This window comes from Pseudomonas vancouverensis (assembly GCF_004348895.1).
Lineage (GTDB): Bacteria > Pseudomonadota > Gammaproteobacteria > Pseudomonadales > Pseudomonadaceae > Aquipseudomonas > Aquipseudomonas vancouverensis.
In genome coordinates, this window is record NZ_RRZK01000002.1 from 184,881 (window position 1) to 207,304 (window position 22,424).

A 22,424-nucleotide genomic window follows, 5' to 3' on the forward strand; every position below is an offset into this window, starting at 1 on the left:
TGCTGTCTGACATTCAACAAGGATGTCGTCAGGCAGGCCGCCATCGCGAGCAAGCTCGCTCCCACACTGACTCCCTAAACTCCGAGAGTTTTTCCCAGGCAAAAAAAAGGGCAACCGAAGTTGCCCAAAATGCCTTGCGTGCCCACTCAATCCAGAAAAATCAGCGGTTATTTCCGCTTGTGTGAGTCTTTCCAGATAAAAAATCCAAACCCTGCGAAAAACACGAACATGAGGCTGACGGTCAGCACCCCGGCAATGACCACGTTGTCGAAAAACATTACGCGTCTCCTGAATTTGCCCTGTTGCGATGGGGTTAAGTTAACCAATCGGGCAGGAGAAAATATTGACCGGGATCAATGTCGGCCGAGACAGGTCTGGAGGGAGGGCAAAGATTGACCCGCATCAATGAATGCGGGGGGATTTCAGCGCTTTTTCGGTTTGTTTTTCGGTTTTTTCTTGGGTTTGCTCAACGGCATGGCTTGCTCGAAGGCCTGGCGCACTTCGTTGAGCCGCTTGTCATTGAGGTCGTGAATGCGCTTGGCGCGCTCTGCGTTGAGGTCGATCAGCTTGTCGTCTTGGCTCATGGCGTCCAGTGCATCACTTGGAATGAAGGTGAGCCACCGTGTCGATCGGCAGCCATGTGCCAATAATGAGGTCTGGCGACCACGCTTTCCAGTCGCCCGCTCAAATCTCGATATCGACCCACAATCCCTGGCGTGGCTGATCGTCCATCAGCGGCGCCACCGGCACGGTGTTATCGGCATTGAGTTCGTCGCCAGGAATGGCCAGGTGCGCCTCGGGGTCATTGTCGGCCTCGTGGCGCCGTCTTTGCTGCTCCTGCTTGCGCCGCTGTTCTTCGCGCAACTGCAAGGCAGCCTCTTCAGGATCGCGTTTCTGCAGGTCAATGGTGCTGTCTTTGGAGCTTTCCTGCACCGGTACAACCGGCGGAATATCCGGGCGCTGGCGGATCGGGTCGTGTTGCGAGGTGATCGGCACAGCGCTCAAGGGGAGCATCGGTGGCAGCATGGTTATCAGTCTCCTGTCAGCAGGCTGTCGGCTGCGGGGATGGCGTCTTGAGCCATCTGTCGCAAACTGTGACTCATTTGGCACTCAAAGGTGCCGTCAACGGCGATCCCTGCATCGGTAGGCTAACGTAAGACTGTGAGTTTTTCTGAGAGTCCTTTGGCCCTGAAGCCCTCATTCCGTTAAGATAGCCCGCTTTTTCAAGGTGGGAGTCAGGCAGCATGGCGCAGCAGTATCAACCGGGGCAACGCTGGATCAGTGACAGCGAAGCCGAGCTGGGTTTAGGCACCGTTCTGGCACAGGACGGGCGCTTGTTGACCGTGCTCTACCCGGCCACTGGCGACACCCGCCAGTACGCGCTACGGAATGCGCCCCTGACCCGCGTGCGGTTTTCCCCGGGTGACAGCATCACTCACTTCGAAGGCTGGAAACTCACCGTTCGTGAAGTCGACGACGTCGACGGCCTGCTGGTCTACCACGGCCTCAACGCGCAGAACGAAGTGGTCACCCTGCCGGAAACCCAACTGTCGAACTTCATCCAGTTCCGTCTGGCCAGCGACCGTCTGTTCGCCGGCCAGATCGACCCGCTGGCCTGGTTCTCCCTGCGTTACCACACTCTGGAACACACCAGCCGCCAGTTGCAGTCCTCGCTCTGGGGCCTGGGCGGCGTGCGTGCGCAACCGATCGCCCACCAATTGCACATTGCCCGCGAAGTCGCTGACCGTATCGCGCCACGGGTACTGTTGGCGGACGAAGTGGGCCTGGGTAAAACCATCGAAGCCGGCCTGGTCATCCATCGCCAGCTGCTCTCGGGCCGTGCCAGCCGCGTGCTGATCCTGGTGCCGGAGAACCTCCAGCACCAGTGGCTGGTGGAGATGCGCCGCCGTTTCAACCTGCAGGTCGCGCTGTTCGACGAAGAACGCTTTATCGAAAGTGATGCCAGCAACCCGTTCGAAGACACCCAGCTGGCACTGGTTGCCCTGGAGTGGCTGGTAGACGACGAGAAGGCCCAGGACGCGCTGTTCGCCGCCGGCTGGGACCTGCTGGTGGTCGACGAGGCGCACCACCTGGTGTGGCACGAAGATCAGGTCAGCCCGGAATACTCGCTGGTCGAGCAACTTGCCGAAACCATTCCAGGCGTCCTGCTGTTGACGGCAACCCCGGAACAACTCGGCCAGGACAGCCACTTCGCCCGTTTGCGCCTGCTCGACCCGAACCGCTTCCACGACCTGCAAGCCTTCCGCGCCGAGAGCGAAAACTATCGCCCGGTGGCCGAAGCCGTACAGGAGCTGCTGGATCAGGGCCGTCTGTCGCCTGAAGCACACAAGACCATCCACGGCTTCCTTGGCAACGAGGGTGAAGCCCTGCTGGCTGCCGTCAACGATGGCGACACCGAAGCCAGTGCCCGCCTCGTGCGCGAATTGCTCGACCGCCACGGCACCGGCCGCGTGCTGTTCCGTAACACCCGTGCCGCCGTGCAAGGGTTCCCGGAGCGCAAACTGCACCCTTACCCGCTGCCGTGCCCGGACGAATACCTCGAATTGCCGCTGGGCGATCACGCCGAGCTGTACCCGGAAGTCAGTTTCCAGGCCCAGCCGGATGCCAATGAAGAAGAACGCTGGTGGAAGTTCGACCCGCGTGTCGAGTGGCTGATCGACCAGCTGAAGATGCTCAAGCGCACCAAAGTGCTGGTGATCTGTGCTCACGCCGAAACTGCGATGGACCTGGAGGACGCCCTGCGCGTGCGCTCCGGCATCCCGGCAACCGTGTTCCACGAAGGCATGAACATCCTCGAACGTGACCGTGCTGCCGCCTACTTCGCCGACGAAGAATTCGGCGCGCAAGTGCTGATCTGTTCGGAAATCGGTAGTGAAGGCCGCAACTTCCAGTTCTCCCATCACCTGGTGCTGTTCGATCTGCCGTCACACCCGGACTTGCTGGAACAACGTATCGGCCGTCTCGACCGGATCGGTCAGAAGCACACCATCGAACTGCACGTGCCGTACCTGGAAACCAGCCCGCAAGAGCGCCTGTTCCAGTGGTATCACGAAGCGTTGAATGCGTTCCTCAACACCTGCCCGACCGGCAACGCCTTGCAGCACCAGTTCGGCCCACGCCTGCTGCCGCTGCTCGAAGAGGCCGACGATGGCGAGTGGCAAGCGCTGATCGATGAAGCCCGTACCGAACGTGAACGCCTGGAAGCCGAGCTGCACACCGGACGTGACCGCCTGCTGGAACTCAACTCCGGCGGCGCCGGCGAAGGCGATGCGCTGGTTGAGGCGATCCTCGAGCAAGACGACCAGTTCACCCTGCCGATCTACATGGAGACCCTGTTCGATGCGTTCGGCATCGACAGCGAAGACCATTCGGAAAATGCCCTGATCCTCAAGCCGAGCGAAAAAATGCTCGACGCCAGCTTTCCGCTGGGCGACGACGAAGGCGTGACCATCACCTACGACCGCAACCAGGCGCTGTCCCGCGAAGACATGCAGTTCATCACCTGGGAACACCCGATGGTGCAGGGCGGCATGGACCTGGTCCTGTCCGGTTCCATGGGCAACACCGCCGTGGCCCTGATCAAGAACAAGGCGCTCAAGCCAGGCACCGTGTTGCTCGAGCTGCTCTACGTCAGCGAAGTGGTTGCGCCGCGCTCGCTGCAACTGGGCCGTTACCTGCCACCGGCCGCCCTGCGCTGCCTGCTGGACACCAACGGCAACGACCTGGCCGCCCGCGTGTCGTTCGAAACCCTGAACGATCAACTGGAAAGCGTGCCACGTGCCAGCGCCAACAAGTTCATACAGGCCCAGCGCGATCAACTGACGCCACGGATCAACGCCGGCGAAGCGAAGATCCTGCCGCGCCACAATGAACGTGTGGCTGAAGCACAGCGTCGCCTGGCTGCCGATACCGACGAAGAACTGGCACGCTTGACCGCGTTGCAAGCAGTCAACCCGACCGTGCGTGACAGCGAACTGGTTGCCCTGCGCAAACAACGTGAGCAAGGCCTGGCCATGCTCGACAAGGCCGCGTTGCGACTGGAAGCGATTCGGGTGTTGGTGGCGGGTTAAGTCCCCGGCTCCACCGCTGTAAATGAAAAGGCCCGCAGCGATGCGGGCCTTTTTGTTTGACTGAAGTTTGTTGTGGGGGTTGCTGATGGCGATAGCGGTCAGGCAGTCACCGCAGCACCTTCAGGCTCCCCCACCACCCCAAGCCCATCTTTCATCCGCTTGGCATCGCGCACAAAACAGCGCGAAGCCAGCACCAGAAACACCATGGTGAAGAACAACGCCACCGGGATCAGGTACATCGCGTCATGCAGGCCGACCGCCTTGAACGCTTCGGTCATCTGTTCGGCGCCTGCCGCGAGCATTGCCGTATGGGCAAAATGATCCGACAACGCCCCCACCACCACCGGCCCCAGACCGCCGCCCAGCAAATACAGCCCGGCGAAGAACAGCGCCATGGCCGTCGCCCGCAGGCGCGGCTCGACCACGTCCTGAATAGCCGTGTAGACGCAGGTGTAGAAGTTGTAGGCAAACAACCAGCCGACGCTGAACACCGCGACGAACACGCCGATTTCGATACGCCCGGAGTACAGCGCCCACGCCGTGCACACCGTGGAAATGACCAGGCTGAACGCAGCAAACAACAGGCGACCATTGGCCACCCGCTGATGAATCTTGTCGGCGACCCAACCGCCCAGGGTCAGGCCGAACAGCCCGGTGACACCGACTATCACCCCGGTAGCGACAGCCGCTTCCTGCAATGGCATCAGGAAATAGCGCTGCAGCATCGGCACCATGAACGAATTACAGGCATAGGTGGCGAAGTTGAAACACAGCCCCGCTAACACCAGCCAGAGAAAGGTCGGTACCGCCAGAACGCGGCGGATCGGTCGATCGATACGTTCCTGGGAAACCTGCACGCTCTCGGCGGCGCCGCGCTTGGGTTCCTTGATGAAGAACATGAAGATCGCCAGGATCAGCCCCGGTACGGCAGCAATAAAGAAAGGTGCACGCCAACTGTCAAAGGCCTTGACCATGGCGCCGATGGTGAAGAACGCCAGTAACAGCCCCAAGGGCAAGCCGAGCATGAAAATGCCCATGGCCCGCGCCCGCCGATGAGCGGGGAACAGATCGCCGATCAGCGAGTTGGCGGCCGGTGCGTAGCTGGCTTCACCGATGCCGACACCCATGCGTACGATGAGGAAACTCCAGAAGCTGCCGACCATGCCATTGACCGCCGTCAGTCCACTCCATACAGCAAGCCCCCAGCCCATCAGTTTGCTGCGCGAGCTGGTATCGGCCATGCGCCCCAAGGGCAGGCCGGCAATCGCGTAAACCAGGGTGAAGGCAGTGCCGATGATCCCCAATTGGAAGTCGCTGAGGTGCCATTCCATGCGGATCGGTTCGATGATGATGGCCGGGATGGTGCGGTCAAAGAAGTTGAACAGGTTGGCCAGGAACAACAGGAACAGAATGCGCCAGGCATTCGCCGCTTGGGTCGAGTTCTGCATGGGTCCGTCTCGTTTATTGTTATTGGGGGGACGTCACTGTCCCTGGAATGTGCAATCTAGACAGCTCGTTCAGCGCTGTCTGTAATTATTCGTACGGCTGATACCAAGCCATCGCAACAACCTGAGCAAACGCCCGCAGGGTGGGGGATTGCTGCCCGCGACAGCGGGTTGAAAAATACCTGCGCGCCCCCCTTCCCAAGCCGTTGGCGAAGCCTAGAATAGCCGCCTTGTCTGCCCCCTGTGTCCCCACTCCTCCTTAGTTGATCGCCCATGTCCGAAGCCAGTCCGTGTCTGAATTGCGGTGCCTGCTGTTCCCATTTTCGCGTGTCATTTTTCTGGGGGGAATGCACCTCGGCCGGGGGAACCGTGCCAGATGAACTGGTCGAACAGATCAGCCCCAGCCGCGTGGCCATGCTGGGTACAGGCTGTAAACCGGTGCGCTGCACCAGCCTGGTTGGCGAGGTTGGCAGTGAGGTGAAATGCTCGATTTATGACAAACGGTCGAGCACCTGCCGCGAATTCGAAGCGTCCTGGGAGGACGGTCAACACAACCCCGATTGCGACGCCGCTCGCGCAGCCTTCGGCCTGGCGGCTCTGGTTCCAGTGTTTGAGATCGAGCAGAAAAAAAGCGCCTGACGCTTAGCACTGGTCGCTATTAGGTTAATGCCGAAATCATTAGCACCATTGTGCCACCACCGCTTGCGCTCCATGCATGCCCTCTATACTCCAAGACATTCGTCGGCGTTGCTTGCGCCGTTCAGGGTGACAACGATAGGGCATGCTATGGAGTGGCTGGGTCTGCATTTCATCACCTCGCTACCAGACAGCGGGCAGATCATTCTCAACTGCGTACACGACCCCTTTCTGGTGCTGTTAGCCTATCTGGTCGCCTGTGTCGGCTGCTTCGCGACGCTGGACATGGCCGAGCGGGTCGCACACGCGGAAAATCACACCTCGCAGATTCGCTGGCGCTGGGTTGGCACCGGTTGCCTGGCCGGCGGCATCTGGGCCATGCATTTTGTCGGGATGCTCGCCTTCCAGGCTCCCGTCGAAGTGCACTATCAATTGCCGGTCACGGTCTTTTCGCTAGTGATCGCCCTGCTGGCCTCATGGCTGGCCATGCGCACCCTCAGTCTTCCCGACCTGAGTGTGCGGCAATGCTTCAAGTCATCGATCGGCATTGGCCTGGGCATCGCCACCATGCATTACGTCGGTATGGCGGCGATGCGTACGAACGCGGTTGCCTATTACCAGCCGGACCTGTTTGTACTGTCCATCGCCATCGCCATCGGTGCCGCTCTCATCGCCTTGCTGTTGTCCAGACATCTGCGCAACGGCATGGGCATGTTCCACCAATTGTTCAAGTACGGCGCAAGCCTGCTGCTCGGTGGCGGCATCATCGGCATGCACTTTACCGCCATGGCCGCATTCAATCTGGTATTGCCCAGTGGGCAGGCCTTGCAGCCGTCGAACGCGAGCAGCCACCTGCAGCTGGCGCTGACCGTCGCAGTGATGACCCTGCTGATTATCGGCAGCAGCATCAGCGCTGCCCTCGCCGACAAGAAATTGCAACACAAGGACCACGATCTGCAGCGCGTCAACTCGCTGCTCAGCCAACTGGACCAGGCGCGCATGTCGCTGCAACAGGTGGCGCACTACGATGCCCTGACCAACCTGATCAATCGCCGGGGCTTCAACCAGATCTTCGCTGAGAAACTCATGGAGAAGACCAACGAAGGCGGGATGCTGGCGGTGCTGTTCCTCGACATCGACCACTTCAAGCGGATCAATGACAGCCTGGGCCATGACGCTGGAGACGAACTGCTCAAGGTCATCGCCGGGCATATCAAGAGTTCGATCCGCAGCCATGACGATGTGGTGGCGCGTTTTGGCGGTGACGAGTTCTGCCTGTTGATTGACCTTCATGACCGCGAAGAGGCGCGGCAGATGGCCCAGCGCATCATGCTGAAAATGAAGGAGCCGATCGAGCTCGCCGGGCGGCGCATGGTCATGACCACCAGCATCGGCATCAGCCTGTTCCCCGAGGACGGCAAGACTTGCGAGGAACTGCTGAAGAATGCCGACCTGGCGCTCTATCAATCCAAGGGCAGCGGTCGCAACGGCCTCAACTTCTTCAGCGCCAACCTGAAAACCCGCGCCACGCTGGAGCTGCAACTCGAAGAGGAACTGCGCCATGCCCTGCGCGAAGACACCGGGCTGATGCTCTATTACCAACCGATCTACGACCTGAAAACCGGCCAGGTCAGCAAGCTTGAAGCGCTGATTCGTTGGCAACATCCGGTCCACGGTTTTCTGGTACCGGACCGTTTTATCGCCATCGCCGAAGCCAACGGCCTGATCGCCGAACTGGACAACTGGGTGCTGCGCAAGGCGTGCGAGGATCTCGGCGAACTGTCGCGCCAGGGCTGCGAAGAACTGAAAATCGCCGTCAACTGCTCGCCCCTGAACCTGGCGCGGGAAGAACTGGCCGATGAAATAGAACGCGCCCTGCGCTCCGCCGGTGTAGCGCCCCATCGGCTGGAGCTGGAAGTCACCGAGAATGCCTTGATGGGCAACATCGCCAACACTTTGGTGCTGCTGCGCCAGATCCGCGCACTCGGCGTGTCTCTATCCATCGATGACTTCGGCACCGGCTACTCATCCCTGGCCTACCTCAAACGCTTGCCGCTCAACACGCTGAAAATCGACCGTTCCTTCATTCAGGACATCCCCAAGGCCACCCAGGACATGGAGATCGTCCAGGCCATCATTGTCATGGCCCATACCCTGCACCTGCAGGTCGTGACCGAAGGCGTCGAAACCTTCGAGCAGTACCAGTTCCTGGAAAACCACGGCTGCGACTTCGTTCAGGGGTATCTGCTCAGTCGGCCGGTGCCGCTGGCTGAATTGCTTCCGGTGCTCAATGAAATCAACCAGCGCAAACACACCTATACGCCGATCACGAGCCTGAGCCTGGCTCACGGTACAACTGCACTAATGTAGAAGGATCCCGCTCAAGAAAACCCTGACTGCCGTGCAAGCGCATCAGTTGCGCAGCCAGGCCAGTGATGGGCGTCGCCGAACCTTGCTCGCGGGAAAACTTCACCGCGGTATCCAGATCCTTGAGCAAGGTGCGCACGTGCCATTTGACCGGCTCGAAACGACTGTCAGCCATTTGCGGCGCGAGAATCTGCAAGGGTTTCGAATCGGCAAAACCGCCGGCCAGTGCTTCGGCAATCAGGCTGGCATCCACGCCCGAGCGTTGCGCCAAGGCCACCACCTCAGCAATCACCAGGGCATTGCAGGCCACAATCATCTGGTTGCACGCCTTGGTCACCTGCCCTGCCCCGACTGCGCCCATGTGGGTCACCCGTTGTCCCAGTGTCAGCAACACCGATCGAACCCGCTCAAGGTCCTGCGCCTCGCCCCCGACCATGATCGCCAGGCTGCCGGCTTCGGCGCCGACGACACCACCGGACACCGGCGTGTCGAGCCAGCCCATGCCGGCTTTTTTGCCTAGCTCGGCCGCCATTTCCCGGGTGGCATTGGGTTCCAGGCTGGAAAAGTCCACCAGCAACTGGCCGCTTCTCGCGCCTTCGGCAACACCTGCCGGGCCGAACACGACCTCGCGAACCACTGCGGTATCGGCCAGACACAACAGCACAATATCGGCGTGCTGGCACAATTCGGCCGGGCTTGCGACCTGGCGTGCACCGGCGTCCACCAGTGGCTGGCACTTGGCTGGATTGCGGTTCCACACGGTCAGCGGATAACCCGCCGCCAGCAGACGCTGGCACATCGGCAGCCCCATCAGGCCGATTCCGGCGAACCCCAACGAAGGTAGCGTTGACATCATTTGGCCTCCCTTTGATTAAAGATCGCCGAATATTGGCCGATTCATCATGACTTAGGAAAGGATTCCCCTCGAGCAATGCTCAGGCTCAAGCTCCGGCTTGGGACCCAATACGCGCAGAAAAAAGACGCGAATCAACTCCGTGACGGTCCGACGATCACCCGTCGACCCAACAACCAGCCCAGGTAGATGGCGAACGATGACTTCTAAAAACAACCCGGCCACTGCGCTATCCGATCTGACCTTGAGCCCTGCGGCCAACAGCCCGTCATCACCGAAGCCATTGCTCCCCTCACGCCCGTTGGCGACCCAGCAGTATCTTTACTTCACCGAGACCAACACCGACCGCATCCTCGACAACCTCGACGGTCTGCGCGACATGGTGTTCCCGCGTCCGCCGCACCTGGAAGGCGACAACGAACAGAGCAATGTTCAGGAGTTCCCATCGGTGTGCCTGATCGGCCTGGGGCGCTGCGGTTCGAACATCGCGCTGGATGTCGCGGAGCTGGTCTACAACGCGCGCAAGTTCTACCTCAACGAATTCAACAACGAAGATCGTCTGTCGCCGGACAAGCGTTACGCCGAAAAGGGCTATAGCCCGGCACAGTGGATTCGCAACAACCTGCGACTGGTACAGAACAAGGCGACCAAACCGGTGTTCCTGGTCGAGCCACTGGTGATGCTCGGCGACCTGGACAAGGACATCGCCGGACGCATCCGTTTCTCGCGCAAGGGCGAAAAAAGCGGCTTCCTGCGCGACTACAGCAAGATGAAGATCATGGACCTGTCGGAAGTCCATGCCGGCGGCGCCGGTAACGCGCCGATCCTTGGCCAGTACCTGGCCAAGATCATCCTGAACAAGGACACCCAGCGTTTCTCCAGCCCCGACTGGAAAATGATTCACTCGTACCTGATCGACAGCTGCGGCATCAAGGCCAACCAGTCGCGCCTGTACTTCTCGATCTTCAGCGCCGGCGGTGGTACCGGTTCGGGCATGGCCTCCGAATTCGGCCTGGCCCAGCAGCACTCGTACATGAACAAGACGTTCGACACCAAACCGGTGGACGAGCACGACAGCAAAAGCGGTCACTCCTTCGTCTTCGAACCGATCTTCACCAGCGGTATCTGCGTGCTGCCGAACATTTCCGATCACCGCAGTGAAATGTCGGAAGCGCTGCACATCAACGCCGGGCGTCTGCTGTGCAAATACCTCTCAGAAGAATGGGACTTCTCCTACAACTTCGCCAATGAAGACAGCAGCGAAGCCAGCGTCATGGGCCGTATCCGCCCATGGAACGCGATGATGCTGATCTCCAACGACATCATGCGTTACGCCGAAGAAAACGATGACGGCAATATCCAGAACATTGATGTCAATGCGATGGAGAAGCACGCGAACCAGTACATCTCGCAGCAGATCTTCAACATCCTCACGGCCCAGGCTGTGACCACCGACTACGACCAGAACTACTTCCGTCGCGCCGGCATCGACATCGGCGAAACCATCCGCCTGGATGCCAACGATCTGTTCATGAGTCTGGCCGGCCCGGTGGCGATTGCCTATGCCGAGTCCGTGGTGCCGGAGACCCCGCCGCCGAGCAGCGACAAGTTCAAGGTGTTCGAGAAAGAGCCACAGCGCCTGAACATCGACGACCTGTTCTTCCGCTCGATCGACCTGCCGCACTTCAACAAGGTGACCCAGGCCATCGAGGGCATCAGCCTGTTGCCGATCGAGTCCAAGCGCTACCGTGCCTCGCTGGAGCAGTACAAGAACTCCGGCTACGACGCCGCAGCCCTGCACGACCTGCACTTCTTCAAGAACTGTTCGTCGGTGGTGTCGATCGTCTCGCTGCCGAAGGACTACAAGCTGTCCTACATGGACCTGAACCGCCTGAAAACTCACCTCAACAGCCTGTTCCCCAACACCACGCTCAAGCGTTATGCCCTGGTGATCGGCGCCTCGGCCAACCTGTCGCTGACCACCCTGATCGCCAAGAGTCCGTGCCTGTCGGACGACTTCCTGACGCTGATCGTGGCCTTCATCAAGCGTTGCTTCGCCAAGGCGCCGTACCGTTTCGATGAAACCCTGGACAACTCGATCCTGGACTTCATCATCCAGGAGGAATTCGACGAAGACCGTATCGACGACCTGCTCAACGAGTTCGAAAACCCGGCGAAGATCCTCGATACCAACTGGTATGCGATCAAGCCGATGTACGAGAAGAAGTACCGCGAACTGATCAACGACAAGGACAAGTTCGTGTCGATCAACGACATTCGCCTGTCACGGGATTGCGTGAAGAAGTCGATCAAGTACCTGCGCGAGATCTACCGTCATCGCATTGGCAAGACCAAAGTTATTTCTTTGAATAACCATACCGGGAAGACCTACTCGGCCTGACGGAATACCGAGTCGCCCCCAATCGCGAGCAATCTCGCTCCCACAATTGACCGTGTTCCTTCTTGAAGAAATGCGATTCCTGTGGGAGCGAGCTTGCTCGCGATGGCGGCCTCAAAAGCACCATCCGACAACATCAAGAAACAATTGAGCAACCGTTCAACGACCCTCTCAACTGTTCCCGTTACGTTTACGTCACCGTGAAGCGTGGCCTTTCTCCACGGCAAGATGCCATCACGCTACTCGGCTACACACTTTCCAGCTTCGGCGACTCGCACCATAGAGGTGCAACCTGTCAGGCCGACGCCCTTTCCTGGACCAGAATCCACGGCCTGACCACCACTGCCCACATCTGCGGATCACGCTCGAAAATATCCAGCGCCCGCGATTCAGACAGTTTGCCGAGCTTGTCTTCGGCCAGCCAGGCAGCCACTTTCTCGCCTTCATCCTGGGCTACGGCCTCGGCCGCCGCGATCAAATCCAGGCTCGGGTCGACCCATAACAGGGCACCCTTGGCAAAGAACGGCTCCAGCTCTTTCCAGGTAATGGATGCGGTTTCACCAAGCAGCTTGGCATAGAGGGTGCTAGGTTCTTGATTCATGGGACTGTCCGGAAAAGAAATCGACGCGAATGATAACGTTGGTGGTCTGGCAGAAAAACCCGGATGCAATTGAGTCATCGAAATGAAAAGCGCAGGAAAGCCAGGGATTGCTGGATATCGGCTATAAGCCCGCCAAACGACCCGCCGCAAATCTGTCTTTTTCTTTCAATATAGCGACATCCTTTGATTTTGCCCCCTGGCGCTGCCTTCCCAGGCTGACAATCGGCGCTCTACACTGTACCGGTACAGTTGCCGAGGGGCTTTTCCGGGGGAATGTCGTTATGACTGACCCGGTTCTGCTGCCTTCGGCGCCAGGACTATAAAAACTACAACAGTAAGAGTGGAGCACTATGACTAAGGCTACTAAGCAGATTTCCAAACTGTTTGCCGCTATGGTTCTGGCCGGGGTTGCCAGCCATTCGTTCGCAGCTGACACCATCAAGATCGGCATCGCCGGCCCTAAGACCGGCCCTGTAGCCCAATACGGCGACATGCAGTTCAGTGGCGCCAAAATGGCCATCGAGCAAATCAACGCCAAGGGCGGCGTGGACGGCAAGAAACTCGAAGCCGTGGAATACGATGACGCCTGTGATCCAAAACAAGCGGTAGCGGTCGCGAACAAGGTCGTCAACGACGGCGTCAAGTTCGTGGTTGGCCACCTGTGCTCCAGCTCCACTCAACCGGCTTCGGACATCTACGAAGACGAAGGCGTGATCATGATCACTCCGGCTGCCACCAGCCCGGACATCACCAACCGTGGTTACAAAATGGTGTTCCGCACCATCGGTCTGGACAGCGCCCAGGGCCCTGCCGCCGGTAACTACATCGCCAAGTTCGTCAAACCGAAAATCGTTGCTGTCCTGCACGACAAGCAGCAGTACGGTGAAGGTATCGCCACCGCCGTTAAAACCACCCTCGAAAAAGACGGCGTGAAAGTCGCTGTGTTCGAAGGCATCAACGCCGGCGACAAGGACTTCTCCTCGATCATCGCCAAGCTCAAGCAAGCCAACGTCGACTTCGTCTACTACGGCGGCTACCACCCGGAGCTGGGTCTGATCCTGCGTCAAGCCCAGGAAAAAGGCCTGAAAGCCAAGTTCATGGGTCCGGAAGGCGTGGGTAACGACTCCATTTCGCAGATCGCCAAGGACGCTTCCGAAGGCCTGCTGGTGACCCTGCCGAAATCCTTCGACCAGGACCCTGCCAACGTAGCCCTGGCTGATGCCTTCAAGGCCAAGAAAGAAGACCCGAGCGGTCCGTTCGTGTTCCCGGCCTACTCCGCTGTTGAAGTGATTGCCGGCGGTATCGCTGCCGCCAAGAGCGAAGACCCTGCCAAGGTGGCTGAAGCCATCCACGCAGGCACTTTCAAGACCCCGACCGGCGACCTGAGCTTCGACGCCAAGGGCGACCTGAAAGACTTCAAATTTGTGGTTTACGAGTGGCACTTCGGCAAACCAAAAACTGAAGCTTCGCCTCAGTAAGGCTCTGCCTGACTGACTGCCAACAAAGCCCACGGCGTGCCGTGGGCTTTGTTTTACGAACGTTTATGGGCCGCGCTGGCGTGATCCGCCAGTCTCCCCACCTGAAAATCTCAAAACCGTCATCAGCGGTTCGCTGGCAAACCCCGGATTCGAAGTGGATGCAGATCCACGGGGCCCGGGCGGGAAAATGACTCCACCAGTGAAATGCGTATCAGGTTTTTAGGAGCGCTGTAATGCCTGACATCTATCACTTTTTCCAACAGCTGGTTAATGGCATGACCATTGGCAGCACGTATGCCCTGATCGCCATCGGCTATACGATGGTTTACGGCATCATTGGAATGATCAACTTCGCCCACGGCGAGGTGTACATGATCGGCTCCTATGTGGCGTTCATCGCCATTGCCGGTCTGGCCATGCTGGGACTCGACAGCGTACCGTTGTTGATGACCGCTGCTTTCCTTGCAACCATCGTTGTCACCAGTGCCTATGGTTACAGCATCGAACGGATCGCCTACCGCCCCTTGCGCGGCAGCAACCGTCTGATCCCGCTGATTTCGGCCATCGGCATGTCGATCTTCCTGCAGAACACGGTTCTGCTGGCGCAAGACTCCAAGGACAAATCCATCCCCAACCTGATCCCGGGCAATTTCTCCATCGGGCCAGGTGGCGCACATGAAGTGCTGATTTCCTACATGCAAATCGTGGTGTTCGTGGTGACCCTGGTCGCCATGCTCGGCCTGACCCTGTTCATCTCCCGCTCTCGCCTGGGCCGCGCCTGCCGCGCCTGCGCCGAAGACATCAAGATGGCCAACCTGCTGGGTATCAACACCAACAACATCATCGCCCTGACCTTTGTCATCGGTGCGGCACTGGCAGCCATCGCCGCCGTGCTGCTGAGCATGCAATACGGCGTGATCAACCCGAACGCCGGTTTCCTCGTCGGCCTCAAGGCCTTCACCGCTGCGGTACTGGGCGGTATCGGCAGCATCCCCGGCGCCATGCTCGGCGGGTTGGTGCTGGGCGTGGCGGAAGCCTTCGGTGCCGATATCTTCGGCGACCAGTACAAGGACGTCGTCGCGTTCGGTCTGCTGGTTCTGGTGTTGTTATTCCGGCCAACCGGCCTGCTGGGCCGTCCGGAGGTTGAGAAGGTATGACTAGGAATCTTAAACAGGCGTTGTTCAGCGCCTTGCTGGTGTGGGCCGTGGCCTACCCGGTACTCGGACTGAAGCTGACCATCGTCGGCATCAACCTCGAAGTTCATGGCACCAGTAACGCCACCCTGATCACCATTGCGGTGTGTTCGGTGCTGATGTTCCTGCGCGTGCTGTTCGACCGCCAGATCAGCTCGGCCTGGCGCAAGTCGCCCAACATGCCGCTGATCCCGGCCAAGGCCAGTAACTTCCTGACCCTGCCGACCACTCAGCGCTGGATCATCATTGCATTGATCGCCGGTGCACTGGTCTGGCCGTTCTTCGGCTCCCGCGGTGCGGTGGATATTGCCACCCTGGTGCTGATCTACGTGATGCTCGGCCTGGGCCTGAACATCGTGGTCGGTCTGGCGGGTCTGCTCGACCTCGGTTACGTCGGCTTCTACGCCGTCGGCGCCTACAGCTATGCGCTGCTGTCGCACTACTACGGCCTGAGCTTCTGGATCTGCTTGCCAATCGCCGGTCTGATGGCGGCCACCTTCGGCTTCCTGCTCGGTTTCCCGGTGCTGCGTTTGCGCGGTGACTACCTGGCAATCGTGACCCTGGGCTTCGGTGAAATCATCCGTCTGTTCCTGCGTAACCTGACCGACATTACCGGCGGTCCGAACGGCATCAGCAACATCGAGAAACCAACGTTCTTCGGCCTGAGCTTCGAACGTAAAGCCGCGGAAGGCATGCAAACCTTCCACGAGTACTTCGGCCTGGAATACAACTCGATCAACAAGGTGATTTTCCTCTACCTGGTTGCGCTGTTGCTGGCCCTCGGTGCCCTGTTCGTCATCAACCGCTTGCTGCGCATGCCGATCGGCCGTGCATGGGAAGCCTTGCGTGAAGACGAAATCGCCTGCCGTGCACTGGGTCTCAACCCGACCGTGATCAAACTGTCGGCCTTTACCCTGGGCGCCAGCTTCGCCGGTTTCGCCGGCAGCTTCTTCGCTGCCCGTCAGGGTCTGGTAACGCCGGAATCCTTCACCTTCATCGAGTCGGCAATCATTCTTGCCATCGTGGTACTGGGTGGCATGGGCTCGCAGCTGGGCGTGATCCTCGCGGCCGTGGTGATGATCCTGTTGCCGGAAATGATGCGTGAGTTCAGTGAGTACCGCATGTTGATGTTCGGTGCCTTGATGGTACTGATGATGATCTGGCGCCCTCAGGGTCTGCTGCCCATGCAACGTCCTCACATGGAGCTGCGCAAATGAGCCGCGAGATCCTTAAAGTCGAAAATCTGAGCATGCGCTTCGGCGGCTTGCTGGCGGTCAACGGCGTCGCCCTGACCGTGAAAGAAAAACAGGTGGTTGCACTGATCGGCCCCAACGGCGCCGGCAAGACCACCGTGTTCAACTGCCTGACCGGTTTCTACAAGCCGAGCGGTGGCAGCATCGTGCTCGATGGCGAGGCGATCCAGGGCCTGCCAGGCCACAAGATCGCCCTTAAGGGCGTGGTGCGCACCTTCCAGAACGTGCGCTTGTTCAAGGACATGACCGCGGTCGAGAACCTCTTGATCGCCCAGCATCGTCACCTGAACACCAACTTCCTGTCCGGCCTGTTCAAGACCCCGTCGTTCCGCAGAAGCGAACGCGAGGCCATGGAATACGCCGCGTACTGGCTGGACAAGGTCAACCTCACCGAGTTCGCCAACCGCCCTGCCGGCACCCTGGCCTACGGTCAGCAACGCCGTCTGGAAATCGCCCGCTGCATGATGACCCGTCCGCGGATCCTCATGCTCGACGAACCGGCCGCCGGCCTGAACCCGAAGGAAACCGAGGACCTCAAGGCGCTGATCAGCATGTTGCGCGAAGAGCACAACGTCACCGTATTGCTGATCGAACACGACATGAAACTGGTCATGAGCATTTCCGACCACATCGTCGTGATCAACCAGGGCACCCCCCTGGCCAACGGCACGCCGGAGCAGATCCGCGACAATCCTGAAGTGATCAAAGCCTACCTGGGGGAAGCGTAAATGCTGCAGTTCGAAAACGTTTCCACCTTCTACGGCAAGATCCAGGCCCTGCACAGCGTCAACGTCGAAGTCCGTCAGGGCGAGATCGTGACCCTGATCGGTGCCAACGGTGCCGGCAAGTCGACCCTGCTGATGACCCTGTGCGGTTCGCCACAGGCCCACAGCGGCAGCATCCGCTACATGGGCGAGGAACTGGTCGGCCAGGACTCCTCGCAGATCATGCGCAAGAGCATCGCCGTGGTGCCGGAAGGTCGTCGGGTGTTTTCCCGCCTGACCGTTGAAGAAAACCTCTCCATGGGCGGTTTCTTCACGGCCAAGGGCGACTATCAGGAACAGATGGACAAAGTCCTCGGATTGTTCCCACGCCTGAAAGAGCGCTTCAGCCAACGCGGCGGCACCATGTCCGGTGGCGAACAGCAAATGCTCGCCATCGGCCGTGCGCTGATGAGCAAGCCCAAGCTGTTGCTGCTCGATGAGCCGTCGCTGGGCCTGGCACCGATCATCATCCAGCAGATCTTCGACATCATCGAACAGCTGCGCAAGGACGGTGTGACGGTGTTCCTGGTCGAGCAAAACGCCAACCAGGCGCTGAAAATCGCTGACCGCGCCTACGTTCTGGAGAACGGCCGGGTGGTGATGCAAGGCACTGGTGAAGCGCTGCTGACCGACCCGAAAGTGCGCGAAGCGTACCTCGGTGGTTAAGCGGTTGCGGTAAACAAAAAACGGCCTTCGCGGGCCGTTTTTTTATGCCTGCCGTACAAATCCCCTATGGGATGTCTACAACCGATCCAGCGCCTCCCCACTGCGCTTGAACCACCCCATCAGATAATCCGCCAGCACCTGCGTGCGTTTGGGCAAGCCACCCTGATATGGATGCACCAGGTACATCGGCATGCTGCGGGTCTGATAGTCACGCAGCAGCCAGCGCAAACGCCCGTCCGCCAGTTCCGCCGACAGGCAATAGGACGGCAGCCGGGCAATACCGGCACCGGCCAGGGCGGCTTTTTTCAACAGGTTGTAGTGATTGCTGGCGAAGGGGCCAGACACTCGCACCCGCAACAACTCATGCTGCTGGTGATACAGCCATTCTTCCCGGCCGCTGTAATGGCTGTTCAACAGGCAGCGATGTTCCGCCAGTGCCTGGGGTGTCTGTGGTTCACCAAATTGCTGCAGATACGCCGGGCTCGCGCAGGTCATTTCATGCCAGGCCAACAGCGGACGCGCCACCAGACGCTGGTCAACAGAGGCATCGGAACGGATCGCCAGATCAAAACCGTCCCGGGACAGTTCGCGATAACTGTTGTTGAGCTCCAGCTCGATCTGCACTTGCGGGTACTTGGCGGAGAACTCCAGCAACAGGCCGTCGAAAAAGGTCTCGCCCAGTGACACGGGAACAGTCATCCGCACCGGCCCCACCATGTCGTCCTTCAAACGCGCCAGCGCCTGACGCGCACGCTCGACCTGCACCACCAGGGCCTGGGCCTGAGGCAGCAACGCCGCGCCTGCTGCCGTCAGGCTCAAACGACGCGTGGTGCGCTGCAACAACACCACGGAGAACTGCGCTTCCAACTGGCTGATGCGCTTGGACAATTGCCCTTTGCTGCACCCCAGTTGCTGCGCAGCCAAGGTAAAACTCCCCGCCTCGATTAACACCGCGAAGGCTGCCAGGTCATCCATTTCGCTCATCGATTGTTTCCGTTTGAAAACCAAATGTTGCCCATTAGTACGCTTATCAATAGAAAAAACCACTCTAGACTGAAAGCTCATTCAACCCACATGAGGATCCGCCCCATGAAAATTCTTTTGATCGGCGCCAACGGCACCATCGGCTCGGCAGTGGATAAAGAACTGTCGCCACGTCACGAAATTGTTCGCATCGGCCGCAACAGCGGTGATTTTCAGGTGGATATCAGCGACAGCGCATCGATCCGCAAATTGTTCGAGCAGACCGGCAAGTTCGATGCATTGGTGTGCGCCGCCGGCAACGTGACCTTCGCCCCGCTGAGCGAAATGACCGAAGACAGTTTTGCCCTGGGCTTGAAGGACAAACTCATGGGCCAGGTCAACCTGGTGCTGATCGGCCGCGAATACGCCAATGACGGTGCTTCGTTCACCCTCACCACCGGCGTGTTGAGCCACGACCCGATCTACAGCGGTGCCTCGGCCGCCCTGGTCAATGGCGCAATCGACAGCTTCGTGCGCGCGGCAGCCATCGAATTGCCCCGTGGCCTGCGGGTGAACTCGATCAGCCCGAATGTGCTGGTCGAAGCCATGGGCAAATATGCCCCGTACTTTCGCGGTTTCAAGCCGGTCCCGGCAGCGGATGTGGCGCTGGCCTACGCCAAGAGTGTCGAGGGTTTGCAGACCGGGCAGACCTTTCACATCTGATCGGGAACCACGTGCGGCGCTGGTCCAGCGCCGCCACGACCAGCTACTGCTCCAGGAGCGTGGGCAGCAAATGGCGAGCGACATCACGTGGTATGGAGATTCTCAGATTTGGCCCTTGGACTACTGTCTGAATGGTCGCCGTCGACACCAGCACCCCGTTGATGTACAGGCTCAAGGGCTGATGCAGCGCCTCACGCGTAACCTGCGCAAAACGCTGTTGCGCATCGGAGCCCAGCGTGACCTCGAGCTCGACAGATTGCGGCTTGAGATCATTCATGCGCTTGAGCAGCAGACTCATCTCGATAAAGTCGGTCGTGGACGACAACTCGATATCCGCCGCCTGACATTGCAACGCACCTGCCAAACCCAAGGCTGCCACGAGCCACTTGCCTGATCCCTTCATAACGCCTCCTTTAGTTAATGGACAGGCTAGGTTACGCGCCGCCCCCCGTACCCCGACTTCAAAAATAACGCTGAATGTAACCAGGTAAGCCAGGGTTTCATGACAATTGCATCGCACAGGTTGTGATGAACGGTCAGGCTGAGTAACGTGGCGACACTTGTCTGGAGAGCCGAAGATGCGTGTTGCCCGTTCCTTAGTCCTTGTTGCCCTGCTTCCATTGTTCGCTGCCTGCCAACTGTTCGACGGTGAGCGCCAGAGTGCCGACCACGTCGGCCAGACACGCATGCAAGGCCAATTGACGGCGGCGGACGGCAAACTGGTGTTCCAGCCGTGTAACCAGCCAAACCGCTATGTGGTCAACGACATCGGCGCCACCAGCATCCTGCAACAGGCTGCAAGCCTGGCCGATACCCAGGGCCAGCTGTTTGCCGATGTCCGTGGTCGCGTGGTCGCCGGCAGTGGTGGTGACGGGCAACTCGACCTGCAGACGCTGTACCGCGTCGAGCGCTCCGGCAAGGCCTGCGACGACCCCAACTTCAAACAACTGACCTTGCGTGCCGCCGGCCATAAGCCTGAATGGAGCGTCAAGGTCAGCGGCAAAGGCATGGTCATCGACCGCGCCGGCCAGCAACCCCTCGCCGTGCCTTACGTAGAAGAGCAGTTGGGCGATGGCCGCTTCAACCTCAGCAGCGAAGCCAACAACCAGCGCATTGAACTGTGGGTCGCGCCGCAACGTTGCACCGACAGCAGCGGCAGCATCCAGCACATGAGCGCCGAACTGCGTATCGACGGCCAGGTGCAGCGCGGTTGCGGCTATTTCGGCGGGGCGCGCGACGACTGATTCGACGAGCTGCGGTTTTTGCCTCACTGGACGGTGCCTTTGGGGCTTATAATCGCGGCCTTCAAACGCCCTGGCGCAGTTGTGCGCCCCGCGAACCGGATCCCGCCATGTTACGAATCACCGAACTCAAGTTGCCGATCGACCATCCCGATGAAGACCTGCGCCCTGCCATCGTGCAGCGCTTAGGGCTTGCCAGCGATGACCTGCTCGATTTCACCTTGTTCAAGCGCAGCTACGATGCGCGCAAGAAATCCTCCGAACTGTGCTTCATCTACACCATCGACCTCAGCGTGCGCGATGAAGCCACGGTGCTGCACAAGTTCGCCGATGACCGTAACGTCAACGTGGCGCCGGATGTCAGCTACAAAATGGTCGGCCAGGCACCGGCCGACCTGAGCGCTCGCCCGATTGTCGTCGGTTTCGGCCCCTGCGGGATCTTCGCCGGGCTGGTGCTGGCACAGATGGGCTTCAAGCCGATCATCCTCGAACGCGGCACCGAAGTGCGCCAGCGCACCAAGGACACCTGGGGCCTGTGGCGCAAAAGCGTGCTCAACCCCGAGTCCAACGTGCAGTTCGGTGAAGGTGGCGCAGGGACCTTCTCCGACGGCAAGCTCTACAGTCAGATCAAGGACCCGAAATTCCTCGGTCGCAAGGTGCTGCACGAGTTCGTCAAGGCCGGTGCGCCGGATGAAATCCTCTACGTCAGCAAGCCGCACATCGGTACGTTCCGTCTAACCGGTGTCGTCGAGAACATGCGTGAGCAGATCCGCGCCCTGGGCGGCGAAGTACGCTTCCAGCAGCGGGTCACCGATGTGCTGATCGAGGATGGCCAACTGGTCGGCGTCGAACTCGCCGGTGGCGAGCAGATTCACTCCCGTCACGTGATCCTGGCCCTGGGCCACAGTGCCCGTGACACCTTCCGCATGCTCCATGGCCGTGGCGTGTACATGGAAGCCAAGCCGTTCTCCGTGGGCTTCCGTATCGAACACCCGCAATCGCTGATCGACCGCGCACGCCTGGGCAAATACGCCGGTCACCCGAAACTCGGGGCCGCCGACTACAAACTGGTGCACCACGCCAAGAACGGCCGCTCGGTCTACAGCTTCTGCATGTGCCCGGGCGGTACGGTGGTGGCGGCGACCTCCGAGCCGAATCGCGTCGTGACCAACGGCATGAGCCAGTACTCGCGTAACGAACGCAACGCCAACTCCGGGATCGTGGTCGGCATCACCCCGGAAGTCGACTATCCGGGCGGACCGCTGGCAGGTATCGAGTTGCAGGAGCGTCTGGAATCCCACGCCTTTGTACTCGGTGGCAGCAATTACGAAGCACCGGCGCAACTGGTCGGCGACTTCATTGCCGGTAAGCCGTCCACCGAACTGGGCAGCGTCGAGCCGTCCTACAAGCCAGGCGTGGCCTTGGGTGACCTGGCCCTGGCGTTGCCAGACTTCGCCATCGAAGCGATTCGTGAAGCCTTGCCAGCCTTCGAGAAGCAGATTCGCGGCTACTCGCTGCACGATGCCGTGTTGACCGGAATCGAGACCCGCACTTCTTCGCCGCTGCGCATTACCCGCAACGAATCGCTGCAGAGCCTGAACGTCAAGGGTCTATTCCCAGCCGGTGAAGGCGCGGGGTATGCGGGCGGGATTCTGTCGGCGGGTGTCGACGGCATTCGTATTGCTGAAGCGGTAGCGCGGGATATCCTCGGTCTCGAGGCCTGATCAGCAAAGCGATAAACCCTGCAAATCC

At 59.7% G+C, this 22,424-nt stretch carries 20 protein-coding genes; 12 read left to right on the plus strand and 8 right to left on the minus strand.

Annotation, left to right across the window (positions count from 1 at the left end):
- Positions 1 to 167: 167 nt before the first annotated feature.
- The 3 genes from ccoM to EIY72_RS01100 form a co-directional block, all read right to left on the minus strand.
- Positions 168 to 278 carry a cytochrome c oxidase subunit CcoM gene (gene ccoM, locus EIY72_RS30190; protein ID WP_034146738.1) on the minus strand — a complete coding sequence of 37 codons (111 nt, stop codon included), beginning with the start codon at positions 276 to 278 and terminating at the stop codon, positions 168 to 170.
- Positions 279 to 422: 144 nt separating this feature from the next.
- On the minus strand, positions 423 to 584 hold the full coding sequence (locus EIY72_RS29815) for a hypothetical protein (protein ID WP_093225840.1): 162 nt from the start codon (positions 582 to 584) through the stop codon (positions 423 to 425).
- A 100-nt stretch (positions 585 to 684) separates the two neighbouring features.
- Positions 685 to 1,026 carry an aspartate-semialdehyde dehydrogenase gene (locus EIY72_RS01100; RefSeq protein ID WP_093225843.1) on the minus strand — a complete coding sequence of 114 codons (342 nt, stop codon included), beginning with the start codon at positions 1,024 to 1,026 and terminating at the stop codon, positions 685 to 687.
- A gap of 218 nt (positions 1,027 to 1,244) precedes the next feature.
- Here EIY72_RS01100 and rapA point away from each other — a divergent pair, with 218 nt between their 5' ends.
- Positions 1,245 to 4,091 (plus strand): RNA polymerase-associated protein RapA, encoded by a 2,847-nt coding sequence (rapA, locus tag EIY72_RS01105; RefSeq protein ID WP_093225846.1) that lies wholly within the window; start codon positions 1,245 to 1,247, stop codon positions 4,089 to 4,091.
- Between the two features lie 98 nt (positions 4,092 to 4,189).
- Here rapA and EIY72_RS01110 read toward each other — a convergent pair whose 3' ends face one another.
- Complete coding sequence (locus tag EIY72_RS01110; protein WP_093225849.1) at positions 4,190 to 5,539, minus strand: spinster family MFS transporter; 1,350 nt, start codon at positions 5,537 to 5,539, stop codon at positions 4,190 to 4,192.
- Positions 5,540 to 5,809: 270 nt separating this feature from the next.
- Between EIY72_RS01110 and EIY72_RS01115 the strand changes: the two genes are divergently transcribed.
- Both EIY72_RS01115 and EIY72_RS01120 read left to right on the plus strand, forming a co-directional pair.
- A complete protein-coding gene (locus tag EIY72_RS01115) occupies positions 5,810 to 6,175 on the plus strand; it encodes a YkgJ family cysteine cluster protein (protein WP_093225852.1) in 366 nt (121 codons plus the stop codon).
- 147 nt (positions 6,176 to 6,322) lie between these two features.
- On the plus strand, positions 6,323 to 8,542 hold the full coding sequence (locus tag EIY72_RS01120; RefSeq protein WP_197678804.1) for a putative bifunctional diguanylate cyclase/phosphodiesterase: 2,220 nt from the start codon (positions 6,323 to 6,325) through the stop codon (positions 8,540 to 8,542).
- Here the strand turns inward: EIY72_RS01120 and EIY72_RS01125 are convergent.
- Complete coding sequence (locus EIY72_RS01125; RefSeq protein ID WP_093225855.1) at positions 8,499 to 9,395, minus strand: NAD(P)-dependent oxidoreductase; 897 nt, start codon at positions 9,393 to 9,395, stop codon at positions 8,499 to 8,501. The genes EIY72_RS01120 and EIY72_RS01125 overlap by 44 nt on opposite strands.
- A gap of 196 nt (positions 9,396 to 9,591) precedes the next feature.
- On the opposite strand from EIY72_RS01125, the gene EIY72_RS01130 reads away from it, so the two are divergent.
- A complete protein-coding gene (locus tag EIY72_RS01130) occupies positions 9,592 to 11,793 on the plus strand; it encodes a hypothetical protein (RefSeq protein ID WP_093225858.1) in 2,202 nt (733 codons plus the stop codon).
- 292 nt (positions 11,794 to 12,085) lie between these two features.
- Here the strand turns inward: EIY72_RS01130 and EIY72_RS01135 are convergent, their stop codons facing one another.
- Entirely contained in the window at positions 12,086 to 12,391 is a 306-nt protein-coding gene (locus tag EIY72_RS01135; RefSeq protein ID WP_093225861.1) for a DUF2288 domain-containing protein, read from the minus strand.
- Between the two features lie 350 nt (positions 12,392 to 12,741).
- On the opposite strand from EIY72_RS01135, the gene EIY72_RS01140 reads away from it, so the two are divergent.
- The 5 genes from EIY72_RS01140 (at position 12,742) to EIY72_RS01160 (ending at position 17,745) form a co-directional block, all read left to right on the plus strand.
- Positions 12,742 to 13,869 (plus strand): branched-chain amino acid ABC transporter substrate-binding protein, encoded by a 1,128-nt coding sequence (locus EIY72_RS01140; protein ID WP_093225864.1) that lies wholly within the window; start codon positions 12,742 to 12,744, stop codon positions 13,867 to 13,869.
- 233 nt (positions 13,870 to 14,102) lie between these two features.
- Positions 14,103 to 15,026, plus strand: coding sequence for a high-affinity branched-chain amino acid ABC transporter permease LivH (gene livH / locus EIY72_RS01145; protein ID WP_093225867.1), 924 nt, complete (start codon positions 14,103 to 14,105; stop codon positions 15,024 to 15,026).
- A complete protein-coding gene (locus EIY72_RS01150) occupies positions 15,023 to 16,279 on the plus strand; it encodes a high-affinity branched-chain amino acid ABC transporter permease LivM (RefSeq protein WP_093225870.1) in 1,257 nt (418 codons plus the stop codon). The genes livH and EIY72_RS01150 overlap by 4 nt, the downstream gene beginning before the upstream one ends.
- Positions 16,276 to 17,043, plus strand: a complete 768-nt coding sequence (livG, locus tag EIY72_RS01155) for a high-affinity branched-chain amino acid ABC transporter ATP-binding protein LivG (protein WP_093225873.1) — start codon at positions 16,276 to 16,278, stop codon at positions 17,041 to 17,043. The genes EIY72_RS01150 and livG overlap by 4 nt, the downstream gene beginning before the upstream one ends.
- Positions 17,044 to 17,745, plus strand: coding sequence for an ABC transporter ATP-binding protein (locus tag EIY72_RS01160; RefSeq protein ID WP_093225877.1), 702 nt, complete (start codon positions 17,044 to 17,046; stop codon positions 17,743 to 17,745).
- 75 nt (positions 17,746 to 17,820) lie between these two features.
- Here the strand turns inward: EIY72_RS01160 and EIY72_RS01165 are convergent, their stop codons facing one another.
- The gene (locus EIY72_RS01165) at positions 17,821 to 18,729 is read right to left on the minus strand and encodes a LysR family transcriptional regulator (protein ID WP_093225883.1); all 909 of its coding nucleotides are present in this window, start codon (positions 18,727 to 18,729) and stop codon (positions 17,821 to 17,823) included.
- A 105-nt stretch (positions 18,730 to 18,834) separates the two neighbouring features.
- Here EIY72_RS01165 and EIY72_RS01170 point away from each other — a divergent pair, with 105 nt between their 5' ends.
- Positions 18,835 to 19,431 (plus strand): short chain dehydrogenase, encoded by a 597-nt coding sequence (locus EIY72_RS01170; RefSeq protein ID WP_093225886.1) that lies wholly within the window; start codon positions 18,835 to 18,837, stop codon positions 19,429 to 19,431.
- Positions 19,432 to 19,474: 43 nt separating this feature from the next.
- Here EIY72_RS01170 and EIY72_RS01175 read toward each other — a convergent pair whose 3' ends face one another.
- Positions 19,475 to 19,834: a SecDF P1 head subdomain-containing protein gene (locus tag EIY72_RS01175; protein ID WP_093225889.1), complete on the minus strand. Its 360-nt coding sequence runs from the start codon at positions 19,832 to 19,834 to the stop codon at positions 19,475 to 19,477.
- A 175-nt stretch (positions 19,835 to 20,009) separates the two neighbouring features.
- Here EIY72_RS01175 and EIY72_RS01180 point away from each other — a divergent pair, with 175 nt between their 5' ends.
- Entirely contained in the window at positions 20,010 to 20,675 is a 666-nt protein-coding gene (locus tag EIY72_RS01180) for a hypothetical protein (RefSeq protein WP_093225892.1), read from the plus strand.
- Between the two features lie 107 nt (positions 20,676 to 20,782).
- The gene (locus EIY72_RS01185) at positions 20,783 to 22,396 is read left to right on the plus strand and encodes an NAD(P)/FAD-dependent oxidoreductase (RefSeq protein WP_093225895.1); all 1,614 of its coding nucleotides are present in this window, start codon (positions 20,783 to 20,785) and stop codon (positions 22,394 to 22,396) included.
- The last annotated feature ends 28 nt before the right edge of the window (positions 22,397 to 22,424 follow it).

What these genes read in the sequence shown, in the direction of transcription:
- ccoM (WP_034146738.1), bottom strand. Translation starts at nt 278, where the DNA reads ATGTTTTTCGACAACGTGGTCATTGCCGGGGTGCTGACCGTCAGCCTC.
- EIY72_RS29815 (WP_093225840.1), bottom strand. Translation starts at nt 584, where the DNA reads ATGAGCCAAGACGACAAGCTGATCGACCTCAACGCAGAGCGCGCCAAG.
- EIY72_RS01100 (WP_093225843.1), bottom strand. Translation starts at nt 1,026, where the DNA reads ATGCTGCCACCGATGCTCCCCTTGAGCGCTGTGCCGATCACCTCGCAA.
- rapA (WP_093225846.1), top strand. Translation starts at nt 1,245, where the DNA reads ATGGCGCAGCAGTATCAACCGGGGCAACGCTGGATCAGTGACAGCGAA.
- EIY72_RS01110 (WP_093225849.1), bottom strand. Translation starts at nt 5,539, where the DNA reads ATGCAGAACTCGACCCAAGCGGCGAATGCCTGGCGCATTCTGTTCCTG.
- EIY72_RS01115 (WP_093225852.1), top strand. Translation starts at nt 5,810, where the DNA reads ATGTCCGAAGCCAGTCCGTGTCTGAATTGCGGTGCCTGCTGTTCCCAT.
- EIY72_RS01120 (WP_197678804.1), top strand. Translation starts at nt 6,323, where the DNA reads ATGGAGTGGCTGGGTCTGCATTTCATCACCTCGCTACCAGACAGCGGG.
- EIY72_RS01125 (WP_093225855.1), bottom strand. Translation starts at nt 9,395, where the DNA reads ATGATGTCAACGCTACCTTCGTTGGGGTTCGCCGGAATCGGCCTGATG.
- EIY72_RS01130 (WP_093225858.1), top strand. Translation starts at nt 9,592, where the DNA reads ATGACTTCTAAAAACAACCCGGCCACTGCGCTATCCGATCTGACCTTG.
- EIY72_RS01135 (WP_093225861.1), bottom strand. Translation starts at nt 12,391, where the DNA reads ATGAATCAAGAACCTAGCACCCTCTATGCCAAGCTGCTTGGTGAAACC.
- EIY72_RS01140 (WP_093225864.1), top strand. Translation starts at nt 12,742, where the DNA reads ATGACTAAGGCTACTAAGCAGATTTCCAAACTGTTTGCCGCTATGGTT.
- livH (WP_093225867.1), top strand. Translation starts at nt 14,103, where the DNA reads ATGCCTGACATCTATCACTTTTTCCAACAGCTGGTTAATGGCATGACC.
- EIY72_RS01150 (WP_093225870.1), top strand. Translation starts at nt 15,023, where the DNA reads ATGACTAGGAATCTTAAACAGGCGTTGTTCAGCGCCTTGCTGGTGTGG.
- livG (WP_093225873.1), top strand. Translation starts at nt 16,276, where the DNA reads ATGAGCCGCGAGATCCTTAAAGTCGAAAATCTGAGCATGCGCTTCGGC.
- EIY72_RS01160 (WP_093225877.1), top strand. Translation starts at nt 17,044, where the DNA reads ATGCTGCAGTTCGAAAACGTTTCCACCTTCTACGGCAAGATCCAGGCC.
- EIY72_RS01165 (WP_093225883.1), bottom strand. Translation starts at nt 18,729, where the DNA reads ATGAGCGAAATGGATGACCTGGCAGCCTTCGCGGTGTTAATCGAGGCG.
- EIY72_RS01170 (WP_093225886.1), top strand. Translation starts at nt 18,835, where the DNA reads ATGAAAATTCTTTTGATCGGCGCCAACGGCACCATCGGCTCGGCAGTG.
- EIY72_RS01175 (WP_093225889.1), bottom strand. Translation starts at nt 19,834, where the DNA reads ATGAAGGGATCAGGCAAGTGGCTCGTGGCAGCCTTGGGTTTGGCAGGT.
- EIY72_RS01180 (WP_093225892.1), top strand. Translation starts at nt 20,010, where the DNA reads ATGCGTGTTGCCCGTTCCTTAGTCCTTGTTGCCCTGCTTCCATTGTTC.
- EIY72_RS01185 (WP_093225895.1), top strand. Translation starts at nt 20,783, where the DNA reads ATGTTACGAATCACCGAACTCAAGTTGCCGATCGACCATCCCGATGAA.